This window comes from Streptomyces sp. NPDC057682, assembly GCF_042799575.1.
Taxonomy (GTDB): Bacteria; Actinomycetota; Actinomycetes; order Streptomycetales; family Streptomycetaceae; genus Streptomyces.
On sequence record NZ_JBHVIN010000024.1, the window covers coordinates 97,205 to 113,432 of the forward strand.

The 16,228-nt window shown below is 74.0% G+C and carries 13 protein-coding genes; 9 read left to right on the forward strand and 4 right to left on the reverse strand.

The annotated features are described in order from the left end of the window. Positions 1 to 31 precede the first annotated feature (31 nt). The 3 genes from ACFVDM_RS34415 to ACFVDM_RS34425 all read left to right on the forward strand — a co-directional run bounded on the left by ACFVDM_RS34415 (position 32) and on the right by ACFVDM_RS34425 (position 4,598). Positions 32 to 652 carry a TetR family transcriptional regulator gene (locus tag ACFVDM_RS34415; protein ID WP_383649978.1) on the forward strand — a complete coding sequence of 207 codons (621 nt, stop codon included), beginning with the start codon at positions 32 to 34 and terminating at the stop codon, positions 650 to 652. Between the two features lie 115 nt (positions 653 to 767). Beyond that, positions 768 to 3,020: a molybdopterin-dependent oxidoreductase gene (locus ACFVDM_RS34420; protein ID WP_383649982.1), complete on the forward strand. Its 2,253-nt coding sequence runs from the start codon at positions 768 to 770 to the stop codon at positions 3,018 to 3,020. Between the two features lie 222 nt (positions 3,021 to 3,242). Then, complete coding sequence (locus ACFVDM_RS34425; RefSeq protein WP_383649986.1) at positions 3,243 to 4,598, forward strand: ABC transporter ATP-binding protein; 1,356 nt, start codon at positions 3,243 to 3,245, stop codon at positions 4,596 to 4,598. A 45-nt stretch (positions 4,599 to 4,643) separates the two neighbouring features. Here ACFVDM_RS34425 and ACFVDM_RS34430 read toward each other — a convergent pair whose 3' ends face one another. Next, the gene (locus tag ACFVDM_RS34430) at positions 4,644 to 8,009 is read right to left on the reverse strand and encodes an ATP-binding protein (protein WP_383649989.1); all 3,366 of its coding nucleotides are present in this window, start codon (positions 8,007 to 8,009) and stop codon (positions 4,644 to 4,646) included. Between the two features lie 437 nt (positions 8,010 to 8,446). Here ACFVDM_RS34430 and ACFVDM_RS34435 point away from each other — a divergent pair, with 437 nt between their 5' ends. Together ACFVDM_RS34435 and ACFVDM_RS34440 are read left to right on the forward strand one after the other, a co-directional pair. Beyond that, positions 8,447 to 9,841, forward strand: coding sequence for an aldehyde dehydrogenase family protein (locus tag ACFVDM_RS34435; protein WP_383649992.1), 1,395 nt, complete (start codon positions 8,447 to 8,449; stop codon positions 9,839 to 9,841). Between the two features lie 92 nt (positions 9,842 to 9,933). Continuing rightward, positions 9,934 to 11,013: a Zn-dependent alcohol dehydrogenase gene (locus ACFVDM_RS34440; RefSeq protein ID WP_383649995.1), complete on the forward strand. Its 1,080-nt coding sequence runs from the start codon at positions 9,934 to 9,936 to the stop codon at positions 11,011 to 11,013. 10 nt (positions 11,014 to 11,023) lie between these two features. On the opposite strand, the gene ppk2 is transcribed toward ACFVDM_RS34440, so the two are convergent. Beyond that, positions 11,024 to 11,908 (reverse strand): polyphosphate kinase 2, encoded by an 885-nt coding sequence (gene ppk2, locus ACFVDM_RS34445; protein ID WP_383650145.1) that lies wholly within the window; start codon positions 11,906 to 11,908, stop codon positions 11,024 to 11,026. Positions 11,909 to 12,095: 187 nt separating this feature from the next. Then, a complete protein-coding gene (locus ACFVDM_RS34450; RefSeq protein ID WP_383649998.1) occupies positions 12,096 to 12,734 on the reverse strand; it encodes a TetR/AcrR family transcriptional regulator in 639 nt (212 codons plus the stop codon). 64 nt (positions 12,735 to 12,798) lie between these two features. Between ACFVDM_RS34450 and ACFVDM_RS34455 the strand changes: the two genes are divergently transcribed. The 3 genes from ACFVDM_RS34455 to ACFVDM_RS34465 all read left to right on the forward strand — a co-directional run bounded on the left by ACFVDM_RS34455 (position 12,799) and on the right by ACFVDM_RS34465 (position 15,038). Continuing rightward, complete coding sequence (locus ACFVDM_RS34455; protein WP_383650147.1) at positions 12,799 to 13,950, forward strand: acyl-CoA dehydrogenase family protein; 1,152 nt, start codon at positions 12,799 to 12,801, stop codon at positions 13,948 to 13,950. Between the two features lie 74 nt (positions 13,951 to 14,024). After that, complete coding sequence (locus ACFVDM_RS34460; RefSeq protein ID WP_383650001.1) at positions 14,025 to 14,315, forward strand: YiaA/YiaB family inner membrane protein; 291 nt, start codon at positions 14,025 to 14,027, stop codon at positions 14,313 to 14,315. A 102-nt stretch (positions 14,316 to 14,417) separates the two neighbouring features. Then, entirely contained in the window at positions 14,418 to 15,038 is a 621-nt protein-coding gene (locus tag ACFVDM_RS34465; protein ID WP_383650003.1) for a TetR/AcrR family transcriptional regulator, read from the forward strand. Positions 15,039 to 15,126: 88 nt separating this feature from the next. Here the strand turns inward: ACFVDM_RS34465 and ACFVDM_RS34470 are convergent, their stop codons facing one another. Continuing rightward, on the reverse strand, positions 15,127 to 15,588 hold the full coding sequence (locus ACFVDM_RS34470) for a MaoC family dehydratase (RefSeq protein ID WP_383650006.1): 462 nt from the start codon (positions 15,586 to 15,588) through the stop codon (positions 15,127 to 15,129). Between the two features lie 129 nt (positions 15,589 to 15,717). Between ACFVDM_RS34470 and soxR the strand changes: the two genes are divergently transcribed. Further along, a complete protein-coding gene (gene soxR, locus ACFVDM_RS34475) occupies positions 15,718 to 16,203 on the forward strand; it encodes a redox-sensitive transcriptional activator SoxR (RefSeq protein ID WP_383650009.1) in 486 nt (161 codons plus the stop codon). Positions 16,204 to 16,228: the final 25 nt, after the last annotated feature.

A 16,228-nucleotide genomic window follows, 5' to 3' on the forward strand; every position in this document is an offset into this window, starting at 1 on the left:
GCACCGACCCGGAGAGGGAGCCCACGGCATCATGGAACCCGTGCCCCATGCGAACGCGAACCTCCGTCGTGCCCCCGTGCAGCAGCGCAGCGCCGAGCGCCTGGTCCGGATACTCGACGCCTGCGCCGAACTCCTCGACGAGACCGGTTACGAACAGCTCTCCACCCGTGCCGTCGCCGCCCGCGCCGGTGTGCCCATCGGCTCCGTCTACCGTTTCTTCTCCAACAAGCGTGCCCTCGCCGACGCCCTCGCCCTGCGCAATCTGGACAGCTACGCCGAACGGATCTCCGCCCGGCTCGCCGCCGTCCCGGCCGACGACTGGCGCGGCGCCATCGACGCCGTCCTGGACGAGTACCTCGCCATGAAGCGCACCGTCCCCGGCTTCGCCCTCATCGACTTCGGCGCCCCCGCGCCCGACGAGGACCCGGCCGACGACGCCAACCAGCGGGTCGCCGGCCGGCTCGCGGACCTGCTCTCCGGCCACCTCGGCCGCCCCGCCGACGAGGACCTGCTCCGCTCCGTCCTGATCTGCGTGGAGGCCGCCGACGCCCTGCTCAAACTCGCCTTCCGCTCCGACCCCGCGGGCGACGGGGCGATCGTCACCGAGACCCGTGTCCTGATCCACGCCTATCTGGCCCGGATCCTGGACTGAACGGCCCCCCCGGGGCGGCGGGGCGCCCGGACCGCCGGAGGGCTCCCCGGCATGCGTACCGGTCGGTATGCTCAACCCCGCCCGGCCGTGTCCGCCGCAGCCCCGGGGAGGGCCCATGTCGCACGACCCCAGCAACTCCCGTACCGCCCTGCGCATCTGCCCGCTCTGCGAGGCCACCTGCGGGCTCGTCCTCACCATCGAGGGAGGGACGGTCACCGGCGCCCGGGGCGACCGCGAGGACGTGTTCAGCAAGGGGTTCATCTGCCCCAAGGGCGCGTCCCTCGGGGGACTCGACGCGGACCCCGACCGGCTGCGCACCCCGCTCGTCCGCAAGGACGGCGTCCTGACCGGGGCGACCTGGGACGAGGCCTTCGACACCGTCGCCCGCGCCGTCCCGGACATCCTCCGGGACCACGGCCCCGACTCCGTCGGCGTCGTCCTCGGCAACCCCAACGTGCACACCGTGGCCGGCGCCCTCTACCCGCCCGCCCTGCTCGCGGCGCTGCGGACGAAGTCCCTCTTCACCGCCAGCACCCTCGACCAGATGCCCAAGCACGTCTCCAGCGGACTCCTCTTCGGCGACCCCCACAGCATCCCCGTACCGGACCTGGACCGCACGGACCATCTGCTGCTCATCGGAGCCAACCCCCTGGAATCCAACGGCAGCCTCTGCACCGCCCCCGACTTCCCCGGCCGGCTCAAGGCCCTGCGCCGGCGCGGCGGCACCCTCACCGTCGTCGACCCGCGCCGCACCCGCACCGCGCGCCTCGCCGACCGCCATGTCGCCGTCCGCCCCGGCACCGACGCACTGCTGCTCGCCGCCCTGGTCCACGTCCTGTTCGAGGAGAAGCTGACCGATCCCGGCCCGCTCGCCCCGCACCTGGAGGGTCTGGACGAACTCGCCGACGCCCTCAAGGACTTCGCGCCGGAGGCGGTCGCCGGGGCCTGCGACGTGGACGCCGCGACGCTGCGCACCCTCGCCCGTGAACTCGCCGCCGCCCCCACCGCCGCCGTGTACGGCCGCATCGGCAGCTGCACCGTCGACCACGGCACCCTCGCCAGCTGGCTCGTCGACGTCCTCAACGTCCTCACCGGCAACCTCGACCGCCCCGGCGGCGCCCTCTTCCCGCTGTCCGCCACCGCCCGCGCCCCGCGCCCCGCCGCCCCCGGCCGGGGCTTCGCCCTGGGCCGCTGGACGAGCCGGGTCTCCGGACACCCCGAGGCCAAGGGCGAACTGCCCGTCGCCGCCCTGGCCGAGGAGATCACCACCCCCGGCCCGGGGCGGATCCGCGCCCTGTTCGTCCTCGCCGCCAACCCCGTGCTCTCCGCCCCCGACGGCGACCGGCTCGACGCCGCGCTCGCCGACGGGCTGGACTTCATGGTGAGCGTCGACCCCTACCTCAACGAGACCTCGCGCCACGCGGACGTCGTGCTGCCCCCGCCGCCGCCCGCGCAGAGCGCCCACTTCGACTTCGCGTTCAACACCCTCGCCGTCCGCAACCAGGTCCGCTACACCCGCCCCGCCGTCCCCCTGGACCCGGACCGGATGGACGAGGGCGAGATCCTCGCCCGCCTCGTCCTCGCCGTCTCCGGAGCCCACGGCACCGACCCCGCCGCCGTCGACGCCCTGGTCGTCGACGGCGCCCTCGGCAAGGCCGTCGCCGACCCGCTCTCGCCCGTCCACGGCCGCGACCCGGCCGATCTCGCCGCCGCGCTCACCGGCCGCACCGGCGCCGAACGGCGTCTGGACCTGATGCTGCGGCTCGGCCCGTACGGCGAGGGCTTCGGCGCCGATCCCGAGGGGCTCACCCTGGACCGGCTCCTCGACCGCCCGCACGGCATCGACCTCGGCCCCCTCGCCCCGCGCGTCCCGGAGATCCTGCGCACCCGCAGCGGACGCGTCGAACTGCTCCCCGTACCGATCACCGACGACCTGCCCCGGCTGCGCCGGGCGCTGCGCGAACGCCGCGAGCCCGACGCCCTCGTCCTCGTCGGCCGCCGCCATCTGCGGTCCAACAACAGCTGGCTGCACAACATCGAGGCCCTGCGTGGCGGCTCCAACGTCTGCACCCTGCACATCCACCCCGAGGACGCGGCACGCCTCGGACTGACCGACGGCGGACGGGCCACGGTCGGGTCCGGCGGGGGCACCCTCACGGTCCCGGTCGAGGTCACGGAAGACATCAGGACCGGAGTGGTGAGCCTGCCGCACGGCTGGGGCCACCACCGCCCCGGCACCCGCACGGCGGTCGCCGCCCGGGAACCCGGGGTGAATGTGAACCAGCTCGTCGACGGCAGCCGGCTCGACCCGCTCTCGGGCACCGCCGTGCTCAACGGGATCCCCGTGACGGTCGCGCCCGCGCACTGAACGGACCGGGTGTGGGCGAGTGGTCGGGCGGACGGAGGGGGAGCTCAGGAGGGACCGAAAGTTTCGAGTGAACCGGAATCCCTCCCGACACTTCCGGCACGGAGGATTCCGTACGCCCCAACCTTTGCGCGAGTCATTCCCTCACCCTGCGTCATGGGTTAATTTCGGCCCACTGCTGCCGCTCCCCACCGCTCCACCATCACCCTCCCGGGCGGAACCAACATGACTCGCGCCATCACCCTGAACAACGTCAGCAAGGCCTACGGACGGTCCCCGCGTGCCGTCGACCGCCTCTCCCTCTCCGTCGAGCCGGGCGAGTTCGTCGTCCTGCTGGGCCCCTCCGGCTGCGGCAAATCGACCGTGCTCCGCATGATCGCCGGGCTGGAGGACATCACCGAGGGCGAGATCCTTCTGGACGGCGAACCCGCCAACCACCTGACCCCCCGCGAACGCGGCATGGCCATGGTCTTCCAGAACTTCGCGCTCTACCCGACCATGACCAACCGCGCCAACATCGGCTTCCCGCTGAAGCTGGAGAACCCGCGCCAGGACCACAACGAGCGCATCGAGAACACCGCGCGGATGCTCGGCATCGAGAACGTCCTGGACCGCCTCCCGGGCCAGCTCTCCGGCGGCGAGCGCCAGCGGGTCGCCATGGGGCGGGCGATTTCGCGCCAACCTTCGGCCTTCCTGATGGACGAACCGCTCTCCAACCTGGACGCCAAGCTCCGCAACCATCTGCGGGCCGAGATATCCCAGCTCACCAAGGAACTCGGCGTCACCACCGTCTACGTGACCCACGACCAGGCCGAGGCCATGTCGCTCGGGCACCGGGTCGCGGTGATGCGCGGCGGAGTGCTCCAGCAGGTCTCCACCCCGCGCGAGGTGTACGGACTGCCGGAGAACGTGTTCGTCGCCGCCTTCATCGGCACCCCCCGGATCAATCTGCTCCAGGCCGTCGTCCACGCGCCCCTGGAGGGCCGGATGTCGATCGACCTGGGGCGCCAGCGTCTGCCGCTGCCCGAACCGCTCAGCCCCGACCACCAGTTGCTCCGCATCCAGCAGGGCCGGCGCATCATCGTCGGACTGCGCTCCGAGGCCGTCCGCATCGCCCCGCCGAGCCAGGCCCGCCCCGGCGAGGTCGCGCTCAGCGGCATCGTCGAGCACGTCGAGTACCAGGGACACGAGGCGCTGGTGCACCTCAACACCGGCTCGCGGCCCGCCGTCGTGCCCGATCTGGAGTCGGCCCGCCAGGACCGCTCCGCCGTCCGCGGCAGGCGCCGCGGCCAGGGCGGCATGGGCATGCTGGAACGGCTCAAGGAGCGGGCCACCGGCCAGTCCGGCGGCTCGGTCGCCGTCCTGGACGCCCCGGACGACTCCCTGCCCGCCGGGGTGCACAGCCCCGACCGGCCCGCGATCACCTCCAGCGACCTGGTCGTCCGCACCGGCCCCGACATGCGGCTGCGCACCGGGGGCCAGGTTCCGCTCCTGGTCGACCTCGCCCATCTGTACGTCTTCGACCACCAGGGCCGCCGGATCTGCCCGCTGCCCAAGGACGTCCCCGGACTGGAGGTCTGAGCCGCCGGAGAGACCCGGGCGTACGGCCGCCGCGCGGACGGACCCTCAGTCCGCGTCCGTGAGCGGCCCCGCCGCCTCCCGGGCCTGCCGCACCCGGTGCGCACCGGCCGGGTAGGGGAGTCCGGCGGCGAGGGCCGCGGCCCGGCCGAACTCCTCGTGGGCCGCAGCCCGCTGCCCGCAGGCGGCCAGGGCCGCCCCCAGGACCGTGCGCGCCTCGGTCTCGGTGAGCCGTTCACCGACCCGCTCCGCCCGCTCCGTCTCCTCGGCGGCGCGGCGGACGGCCGCGCGCGGGTCGCCGGAGCGCAGCTCGGCCCAGGCCAGCAGATGAGCGGTGCCCGGCCCGTGGTCCCGGCCCAGCAGGGTCACGGCCTCGGCCGGACGCCCCTCGTGGACCAGGAGTTCGGCCTGCGCCGTACGCACCTCGTGCAGGGCCTGGCGGTCGGCCTGTTCCTCGGCGGCGCGCCCGGCCCGCTCCAGCAGCTCGCCCGCGCCCGCCCCGCCGGTCAGCAGCCGGACCCGGGCCAGGGCCGCCAGGGCGTACGCCGTGCACCAGCTCTGCTCCGGGCCGCCGTCCCGCACGGCGGCCAGCGCATGCTCCTCGGCCTGCTCGAACTCCCTCAGCAGCAGATGGAGTTCGGCGAGATTGGCGCGTTCGAAGGCGACCGCCGTCGGATCACCCGTGTGCTCGGCCAGCTTCATCGCCCGCTGCCCGATGGAGACGGCCTCGGCGAGCCGGCCGGACCGGCGGGCGTGCTCGCGGAAGACCGAGAGCGTGGTGACCAGCACGTCCTGGTCCCCGTACGCCTCCGCGTGCGGCAGCGCCCCCTCGGCGGCGGGGCGGGCCAGGTCGAAGCGGCCGGCGAGGGCGAGGGAGGTCGCCTGCATGCCCAGCGCGCGGGCGAGCAGACCGCGCCGCTCACCGCCCGGGACGGAGTGCGCCGCGGCCTGGGCCAGCCGGGCCGAGATGTGCGCGTCCTCGTAGCGTCCGGAGACGAACCGCAGCCCGCCGGCGGCCAGATGGTGCGTCGCCACGGTCAGCGCCGGGGTCTGCGGTCCCGGGCGGTGGACCCGCAGCAGTTCCTCGCCCTCCTCGGCGCCGCGCGTCTTCATCAGGACCTCGCTCAGCCGGGCCGCCGCCAGCACCCGGCCGTCCTCGTCGCCCCGCCGCACCATGTCGTCCAGCGCCTCGCGCAGCACCGTCGCCGCCTCCGGGTAGCGGGCCATGCGGCGCAGCACCGCCCCCCGGTCGATCCGGGCCCGCGCCGCCTCGGCGGCCGAGGCGTCGAGGCGGGCGGTCAGCTCGGCGTAGTAGCGGTCGGCGGTGTCGTTGGCGCAGAGCGCGGCGGCGCGTTCGGCGGCCTGCCGCAGATAGCCGGTGGCGCGCGGGTCGTCGGCGCGGGTGAGCTGGGTGGCCAGGGTGTCGACGGCGTCCGGACGGTGGCGCAGCACCGCCTCCGCGTACGCCGAGTGCAGCTGCCGGCGGCGGGCCGCGGACAGGCCGTCGTAGCAGGTCAGCCGGACCAGCGGATGGCGGAAGGCGAGGCCGGGCAGCGAGCGTCCGCCCACCACCACGGGCCGCTCCGTCACCACCGAGGCCGTCACCGCCGCGTCCACCGCGTCGGTCGCCTCGGCGGGGGAGAGCGCCGGGTGCAGCCCCTGGCCGGCCACGTCCAGGATCTCCGCGAGGGCCGCGCTGCCCCCGGTGACGGAAATCGCCTCGACCACCCGCCGGGCCGCCGGACCCAGCCGGGCCAGCCGCGCGGCGACCAGCTGACGCACGCCCTCCGGGGCACCCGGGGCGTCCCCGGCCGTTTCGTCCCCGCCCTCGTGGACCGTACGGGCCAGCTCCAGGGCGAAGAGAGGGTTGCCCAGGGAGAGCTCCCACACCCGGTCCAGGCCCGTCTCGGCGCCTGCGTCCCGGGCGATCGCCAGACACTGGTCCCGGTCGAGGCGCCCCAGCTCGACCTGTTCCGCCAGCCGGCCGTGCACCAGGGCCTCCAGGGCCGTGCGGCGCGGGTCGTCGGCGTCGAACTCCTCCGCGCGGTAGGTGACCACGAAGCGCAGCCCCGCCCCGGTCGTCGCCGCCCGCCGGGCCAGCCGGCTCAGCAGCTGGTACGAACCGGCGTCCGCCGCGTGCAGATCGTCCAGGACCACCAGGACCGGCGCGCCCGCAGCGAGATCGCCCAGCAGTCCCGCCGTGGCCCGGAAGAAGCGGTCCCGCTCCTCCTCGGGGCTGCGCTCGCGCCCGGCGCCGATCTGGCCGAGGGAGGGGAGCAGGGTGGCGAGTTCCGGGTACTCGCCGCCGATGCGCGCCCGCTCCACGGGCGGCCGGTCGGCGAGCCAGGCGTCCAGCGCCTCCACGAAGACGCCGTACGGGGTGTGGCCCTCGGCGTCGTGGCCGGCGCCCCACAGGACGGTGGTGCCGGCCCCGGCGGCGGTCCGTGCCACCTCCGTGGTCAGCCGCGTCTTGCCGACCCCGGCCTCGCCGCCGATCAGCCGGACCGGCGGCCCCTCGTCGGACAGCAGCGCACGCAGTGCCGCGTCCCGGCCGCGCAGCGGGGGACCGGCGGGGGCGCGGATCGCCGCGGGCAGCACCGGGGCGGCCTCGGCGGGCAGGACGGCCGTGGTGGCGTCGAGCGCCAGCAGGTGCAGCCGCTCGGTGCCGGGCCCCGGCCGTATGCCCAGTTCGCTGTCGAGCGCCTGCCGGCACAGGTGGTACTGGCGCACCGCCTGCCGCCGCAGCCCCTGGCGCAGATACGCCTCGATGAGGACCCGGTGGGCCCGTTCCTCCGCGGGCGCGGCGGCCAGCGCGCGCAGCGCCACCTCGGTCGCCCGCTCGTTCTCGCCGTCCGCGAGGTGTGCCTCGGCCAGGGCGAGCCGGACCCGGTCGCGCAGCGCGTCGAGCAGGGTGCGCCGGGCCTCGGACCAGGGGGCGTAGCGGTCCTCGGGCAGCAGTTCGCCGGTGAACGCGGCGAGCGCGGCGGTGAGCGAGGCGGTGGCGCCGTCGGCGAGCGCCTGTTCGGCCAGGATCTCCGCCTCGTCCGCGTCGATGACCACGGTCCGCGGATCGAGCCGCAGCAGGGTGCCCTCGGAGGTGAGATAGGACGAGGAGGCGCGGGGCGCCAGCTCCGGTTCGATGGCGCGGCGGGCGGCGTGCAGGGCGACCCGCAGGCTGCCCAGCGCGGCCTGGGGGTCCGCGTCCGGCCAGCAGATCTCCATGGCCTGTTCGCGGTGGAGGCGGTGGCCGGGGGAGACGGCGAGGAGCTTGACGAGGGCGCGGGCGCTGGGGCGGGGCCACCGTTCGGCCAGGGCCGGGCCGCTGTCACGAGTCACCCGGAAACCGCCGAAAAGGTGCAGACGGAGGAGAGGGGGAGCGGTGTCCGTGCCGTGGTCCGTCGCGTCTGTGCCCATCAGGGCGCAACCTTAACCCGTCAATCCGGACACGCCGAAGCCCCCGGGTGGATGCCCGGGGGACTGCGACGACCGCACCTCGGCGGTCCCGCCGCCGGCCCTGAGCGGGCCGCCGTGTCGGCGACGGCCGGGGTTCGGCGGGGACCGGTGTGCTGCCGGGGCGGTGTGAGCGGCCCCCGCCCCCTCCGCGATCGGGGCACGGAAGGGGCGGTCCCGGTCGGGGACGCTACGGGGGGACCGTTACTGGCGCGTTACCCACCGTCCGCCGGGCCTTCCGGCGGGCCCGGCGCCGCCCCGCCCTCCGCTCTCCCGGGCCCGTCCCGCCGTTCGGCGGACGGGGCGGCGGCACGTGACCGGCGTCTCTGGCGCCGGAAAACTAACAGCGCTAGTTTGGGGCGCGGACGACCCCGTCCGCCCCGCACCCGGAAGGAACAGCCATGAAGGCCCATGACGGTATGTACATCGGCGGTGCGTGGCGGCCCGCCGCCGGAACGGACACCATCGCCGTGGTGAACCCGGCGGACGAGCAGGTCATCGCCCATGTACCGGCCGGTACGGCGGAGGACGTCGACGCGGCGGTCCGCGCCGCGCGCGCCGCCTTCCCCGGCTGGGCCGCCACCCCGCCCGCCGAGCGTGCCGCCCTGATCGGCGCCCTGCGCGATGTGCTGGCCGCCCGCGCCGAGGAGATCGCCGATACGGTCACCGCCGAACTGGGCGCCCCGCCGCAACTGGCCCGCTCCGTCCACGCGGGCCTGCCCGTGCTGGTCGCCGGCTCGTACGCCGAACTGGCCGCCACGTACGCCTTCGAGGAGCGCCACGGCAACTCCACCGTCCTGCTGGAGCCGGTCGGCGTCGTCGGTGCGATCACCCCCTGGAACTACCCGCTGCACCAGATCGTCGCCAAGGTCGCCCCCGCCCTCGCGGCCGGCTGCACGGTGGTCCTCAAGCCCGCCGAGGACACCCCGCTGACGGCCCAGGCCTTCGCCGACGCCACGGCGGAGGCAGGGCTGCCCGCCGGGGTCTTCAACCTGGTCACCGGCCTCGGCCCGGTCGCCGGACAGGCCCTCGCCGAGCACCCGGACGTCGACCTGGTCTCGTTCACCGGCTCCACCGCCGTCGGCCGGGCCATCGGCGCGGTGGCGGGCGGCGCCGTCAAGCGCGTCGCCCTGGAACTGGGCGGCAAGTCCGCCAACGTCGTCCTGCCCGGAGCCGACCTGGCCAAGGCCGTCAACGTCGGCATCGCCAACGTCATGTCCAACTCCGGCCAGACGTGCAGCGCCTGGACCCGGATGCTGGTGGACGCCGAGCGGTACGAGGAGGCCGTGGCCCTCGCCGCCGAGGCCGTCGCCAAGTACGTCCCCGGTGAGCGGGTCGGTCCGCTCGTGAACGCCAAGCAGCGGACGCGGGTGCGCGGCTACATCGAGAAGGGCGTCGCCGAGGGCGCCCGCCTGGTCGCGGGCGGCCCCGAGGCCCCGCTGCCCACCGGCTACTACGTCAGCCCCACCGTCTTCGCCGACGTCACCCCGGAGATGACCATCGCCCAGGAGGAGATCTTCGGCCCGGTCGTCTCGATCCTCCGGTACGAGGACGAGGAGGACGCCCTGCGCATCGCCAACGGCACCGTGTACGGCCTGGCCGGCGCGGTCTGGGCGGCCGACGACGAGCGGGCCGTGGCCTTCGCCCGCCGGATGGAGACCGGCCAGGTCGACATCAACGGCGGCCGCTTCAACCCGCTCGCGCCCTTCGGCGGCTACAAGCAGTCCGGCGTCGGCCGCGAACTCGGCGCCCACGGGCTGGCCGAATACCTCCAGACCAAGTCCTTCCAGTTCTGAGCCCCTGGGGTCCGTCCGTCCATTCCGCCCTGCCGGGCGTGGTCGGACAGACCCCGTCCGCCCCCGCACCCCGATCAGCAAGGAGTCAGTCCGTGGTCCGCGCCGCCGTACTGTCCGCCGTCGGAGCTCCGCTGGAGATCACCGACATCACGCTTCCGGAGCCCGGCCCCGGCCAGGTGCGGGTCCGCCTCGCCGCCGCCGGGGTCTGCCACTCCGACCTCTCGCTGTCCAACGGCACCATGCGGCTCCCCGTCCCCGCCGTCCTCGGCCATGAGGGCGCGGGCACGGTCGTCTCGGTCGGCGAGGGCGTCGGCCATGTCGCCCCCGGCGACGGGGTCGTCCTCAACTGGGCGCCGTCATGCGGCGCGTGCCACCACTGCGGCATCGGCGAGGTGTGGCTCTGCGCCGACGCCCTGGCCGGGGCGGCGAACATCCACGCCCATGCCGCCGACGGCACGGAACTCCACCCCGGGCTCAACGTCGCCGCCTTCGCCGAGGAGACCGTCGTCGCCGCCAACTGCGTGCTGCCCGCCCCCGAGGGCATCCCCCTCACCGACGCCGCCCTGCTCGGCTGCGCGGTGCTCACCGGCTACGGCGCGGTCCACCACAGCGCCCGGGTCCGCGCCGGCGAGTCCGTCGTCGTCCTCGGCATCGGCGGCGTCGGCCTCGCCGTGCTCCAGTCCGCCCGGATCGCCGGCGCCTCGAAGATCATCGCGGTCGACGTCTCCCCGGAGAAGGAGGACCTGGCCCGCCGGGCCGGGGCCACCGACTACGTCGTCGCCTCGGACACCACACCCCGCGAGATCCGCGGGCTCACCGGCGGCCGGGGCGCGGACGTGGCCGTCGAGTGCGTGGGCCGGGCGTCCACCATCCGCGCCGCCTGGGAGTCCACCCGCAGGGGCGGCCGCACCACGGTCGTCGGCATCGGCGGCAAGGACCAGCAGGTCACCTTCAACGCCCTGGAGATCTTCCACTGGGGCCGCTCGCTGACCGGCTGCGTGTACGGCAACAGCGACCCGGCCCGCGATCTCCCGGTCCTGGCCGCCCACATCCGTGAGGGCCGCTTCGACCTCTCCATGATGGTCACCGACCGGATCGGGCTGGACGGCATCCCGGAGGCCTTCGACCACATGATCGCGGGGAAGGGCGGCCGGGCGCTGGTGGTCTTCTAGGGCGGGTGGTTCAGACGATGTCCGACCGCCCCGGTGTGAGCAGCCGGGAGGCCATCTCGCCCTTCTCGAAGAGCTGGGAGGCCGGGCCCACGATCAGCGGGTCCGGCTCCCGGGCCACCTCCGGGTCCTTGCCCGGGTAGTCGAAGCGGTGCAGGACGTGGCGCATCGCCTCCAGCCGGGCCCGCTTCTTGTCGTTGCTCTTCACCACGGTCCACGGGGCGTCCGCCGTGTCCGTGTGGAAGAGCATCAGCTCCTTGGCCTCGGTGTACGCGTCCCACTTGTCGAGCGAGGCGAGGTCGACCGGGCTGAGCTTCCAGCGCCGAACCGGGTCGATCTGGCGGATCATGAACCGGTTGCGCTGCTCGTTGCGCGAGACGGAGAACCAGAACTTCACCAGGTGGATGCCGTCGCGGGCGAGCATCCGCTCGAAGCCCGGGGCCTGGTGCATGAACTCCAGGTACTCCCGGGTCGTGCAGAACCCCATCACCCGCTCCACACCGGCCCGGTTGTACCAGGAGCGGTCGAAGAGCACGATCTCGCCGGCCGTCGGCAGATGGGCCACGTACCGCTGGAAGTACCACTGCGAGCGTTCGCGCTCGGTCGGCTTCTCCAGCGCCACCACACGCGCGCCGCGCGGGTTGAGGTGCTCGGTGAACCGCTTGATCGTGCCGCCCTTGCCCGCGGCGTCGCGCCCCTCGAAGAGGACGACGAGGCGTTCGTCGTGCTCCTTGACCCAGTGCTGGAGCTTGAGCAGTTCGATCTGGAGGGCCCGCTTGGACTTCTCGTACGCCTTGCGGCCGAGTTTTTCGCTGTACGGGTAGTCCTCGCGCCAGGCGTCCCGGGCCCGGCCCTCCGGCGTCACCAGGACCGGATCGTCGTCGCCGCTGTCGAGCACGTCGAAGCCCTTCAGCGCGGGCCCGCCGTGCCGGGCCGCATCGGCGAGGGCGGCGTCGTCCTTCGCGCGGCCGTCGCGCCGTTCGGTGCTCCTCGCCATGACGGGTCCTCCCCACGGCGGCGCCGGACGCGTCCGCGTCGCACCAGTCTGCGGACGCGGCGGGCCGGCCGCCACCCCGGCCGCGCGGTCAGGGGCGCGGCGCGTACTGCAGCGCGAGCCCGTCGATCAGGGCCCGCAGCCCCGTCTCGAAGGCGCCCTCGTCGACCTTCCGGTCGTGCTCGGCCAGCAGATGGGCCTGGCCCAGGTGCGGATAGTCGGCCGGGTCGTACGCCGCCGCGTCGTCCACGAAGCCCCGGGCGAAGGAGCCCAGGGCCGATCCGGTGATGAAGTAGCGCATCAGCGCGCCGATGTACGTGGCCTGGGCCGGCGGCCAGCCCGCCCGGACCATCGCGCCGAACACCGCGTCGGCGACCCGCAGCCCGGCCGGACGGCGTCCGGGCCCCTGCGCGAGCACCGGCACGATGTGCGGATGCGCGGCCAGCGCCGCACGGTAGGAGACGGCCCAGTCGTGCAGCGCGGCACGCCAGTCGCGCCCGTCGGAGGCGTCGAACATCGACAGGTCGACCTGTGCGGAGACGGCGTCGGCCACCGCGTCCAGGATCTCGTCCTTGTTGCGGAAGTGGTTGTAGAGCGAGGGCCCGCTGACCCCGAGCTCCGCCGCGAGCCGGCGCGTGGAGACGGCGTCGAGCCCCTCGGCGTCCACGAGGGCGCTCGCCGCATCCACGATGCGGTCTCTGCTGAGGAGGGGCTTGCGCGGGCGGGCCATGCGGCACATAGTAGGCCCTGCGCCAAGAAAACTAGCAGTGCTAATTAACCTGGAGGGCCGAGCGGTGGACCTGGAGCTGAGCGAGGAGCAGGCGGCCGTCCGGCAGCTCGCCGAGGACTTCGTCGCGCGGGAGGTGACCCCGCACGTCGTCGCGTGGGACCGCAGCGAGAACGTCGACAAGTCGATCGTGAAGAAACTGGGCGCCCTAGGCTTCCTCGGGCTCACCGTCCCCGAGGAGTACGGCGGCTCGGGCGGCGACCATCTCGCGTACTGCCTGGTGACCGAGGAACTGGGCCGCGGCGACTCCTCCGTGCGCGGCATCGTCTCGGTCTCCCTGGGGCTGGTGGCCAAGACGATCGCCGCCTGGGGCGACGAGGAGCAGAAGCGGCAGTGGCTGCCGCGGCTGACCTCCGGGGACGCGGTCGGCTGCTTCGGCCTCACCGAACCGGGCACCGGCTCCGACGCGGGCAGTCTGGCGACCCGGGCCGTGCGCGACGGCGGCGACTACGTCATCAACGGCACCAAGATGTTCATCACCAACGGCACCTGGGCCGATGTGGTGCTCCTCTTCGCACGCACCAACGACACCCCCGGACACCGGGGCGTCTCCGCCTTCCTGGTCCCCGCCGACACCCCCGGCCTCACCCGGCGCACCATCCACGGCAAGCTCGGCCTGCGCGGCCAGGCGACCGCCGAACTGGTGCTGGAGGACGTCCGCGTCCCCGCCTCCGCCCTGATGGGCCCCGAGGGCAAGGGTTTCTCCCTCGCCATGTCCGCCCTGGCCAAGGGGCGGATGTCGGTCGCCGCCGGATGCGTGGGCATCGCCCAGGCCGCCCTGGACGCCGCCGTGCGCTACGCCGGTGAACGCGAACAGTTCGGCACCCCGATCGCGGGCCACCAGCTCGTCCAGGAACTCATCAGCGACATCTCCGTGGATGTCGAGGCGGCCCGGCTGCTGACCTGGCGGGTCGCCGATCTGATCGACCGGGGCCAGGACTTCGCCACCGCCGCCTCCCGGGCCAAGCTCTTCGCCTCCGAGGCCGCCGTCCGCGCCGCCAACAACGCCCTCCAGGTCTTCGGCGGCTACGGATACATCGACGAGTACCCGGTCGGCAAGCTGCTGCGCGACGCCCGGGTGATGACCCTGTACGAGGGCACCAGCCAGATCCAGAAGCTCATCATCGGCCGCGCCCTGACCGGCGTCTCCGCCTTCTGAGCCGCCCGGGGCTGAGTACCGTCTGAGTATCCGTACGGATGTGGCATGCGCCACAGTGGCGGATTCTGGGCCGTATGAGTGACACGACATCGGTCAAACAGCAGAACACCGCGGCCTTCTACGGCCAGGCCGTCGCGTCCTTCGGGGTCGCGATCGGCGCCGTCGCCGTCGGCATCTACTCCCTGGACGCGGACGCCTGGGTGCGCGGCTTCCTCGCCATCGGCGTGCTCTACCTGGTCACCTCCGCCTTCACCCTGGCCAAGGTGATCCGGGACCGTCAGGAGGCCGGCCAGCTGGTCAGCCGGGTCGACCAGGCCCGGCTGGACAAGATCCTCGCCGAGCACGACCCGTTCCAGAAGCTCTGAGCCCCGCGCGTCTCACCCATCGAACCCTTCCCGGCCGACCCTAAGCGCTTGCTCAGGATCGGGGTATGGTGTTCGTCCTGCTGACGGAGAGGGGCGAGGGCGATGAGCACGGCGGAGGAGACCGACGGCGGAACGCCGTGGGAGGAAGTGACGCCGGAGGCCGCCAGGCGGCTCCTCGTCGCGGCCGTCGACGCCTTCGCCGAGCGCGGGTACCACGCCACCACCACCCGCGACATCGCGGGCCGGGCCGGCATGAGCCCGGCCGCGCTCTACATCCACTACAAGACCAAGGAAGAGCTGCTCCACCGGATCAGCCGGATCGGCCACGACCGGGCCCTCACCCTTCTGGAGACCGCCGCCTCGGGCGGGGGCACGGCGGCCGAGCGGCTCGCCGAGGCGGTGCGCTCCTTCTGCCGCTGGCACGCCGAGCGCCACACCACGGCGCGCGTGGTCCAGTACGAACTCGACGCGCTGGCCGAGGAGCACCGCGCGGAGATCGTCGAACTGCGCCGCCGCAGCGACGCGGTCGTCCGGCGGATCATCGACGAGGGCGTGGCCGCCGGGGAGTTCGACGTCGCGGACGTGCCGGGCACCACGCTCGCCGTGCTGTCGCTCTGCATCGACGTGGCCCGCTGGTTCAACACCCGCGGCAGCCGCACCCCCGACGAGGTGGGCGAGCTGTACGCCGGGCTGGTGCTGCGCATGGTCGCGGCCCGGGACTGACCGCACGGCACACGAGGGCGCCGGTTCCCCGGGGGGACCGGCGCCCTCGTCGTGTGCGTACCGCCCGGAGCGGGCCGTGCCGTACCGCTCAGAAGTAGTAGCGCGACACCGACTCCGCGACACAGGCCGGCTTCTCGCCGCCCTCGCGCTCGACCGTGACGACGGCGGTGACCTGGACGCCGCCGCCCGCCTCCTCGACGCTCTTCAGGACGGCGGTCGCGCGCAGCCGCGAGCCCACCGGGACCGTGGAGGGGAAGCGGACCTTGTTGGTCCCGTAGTTGATGCCCATCTTCATGCCCTCGACGCGCATCACCTGCGGGACGAGCGCGGGGAGGAGCGAGAGCGTGAGGTAGCCGTGCGCGATCGTGGTGCCGAACGGACCGGCCGCGGCGCGCTCCGGGTCCACGTGGATCCACTGGTGGTCCCCGGTCGCCTCGGCGAAGAGGTCGATGCGCTTCTGCTCGATCTCCAGCCAGTCGCTGTATCCCAGCTGCTCGCCCACACCGTCGCGCAGTTCCTGCGCGGATGTGAAGATCCTCGGCTCCGCCATGTCCCTGGTCCCTGCCTTCCGCTCCGACGTCCGTTCCGAGCGCTGTCTAAGCGCTTGCTCAGCATCGTGGGCGGGCCGGTTCCTGTCAACGGCCGATGGGCCGCGACCGGGCCACGTAGGGTTCGATGAGTGCCCCAGATCCCACAGACGCTCCATGAACTCACGGTCGGCCAGCTCTCCGCGCGCAGCGGGGCCGCCGTGTCGGCCCTGCACTTCTACGAGGCCAAGGGCCTGATCAGCAGCCGCCGCACCAGCGGCAACCAGCGGCGCTACGCCAGGGACGCGCTGCGCCGGGTCGCCTTCGTCCGCGCCGCCCAGCGCGTCGGCATCCCGCTGGCGACCATCCGCGAGGCGCTGGCCGAACTGCCGGAGGAGCGCACGCCGAACCGCGAGGACTGGGCCCGTCTCTCGGCGGCCTGGCGCTCCGAGCTGGACGAGCGCATCCGGCAGCTGGGCCGGCTGCGGGACCACCTCACCGACTGCATCGGCTGCGGCTGCCTCTCGTTGGAGACCTGTGTGCTCTCCAACCCGGACGACGTCTCCGGTGAGCGCATGAGCGGTTCTCGTCTGATGCCGGAGCGTGGAAAGGCGGTCCGCCCGGCCCGGGAGGGGTGAGCGCGGGCGGTGTGCGAGGGGCGGC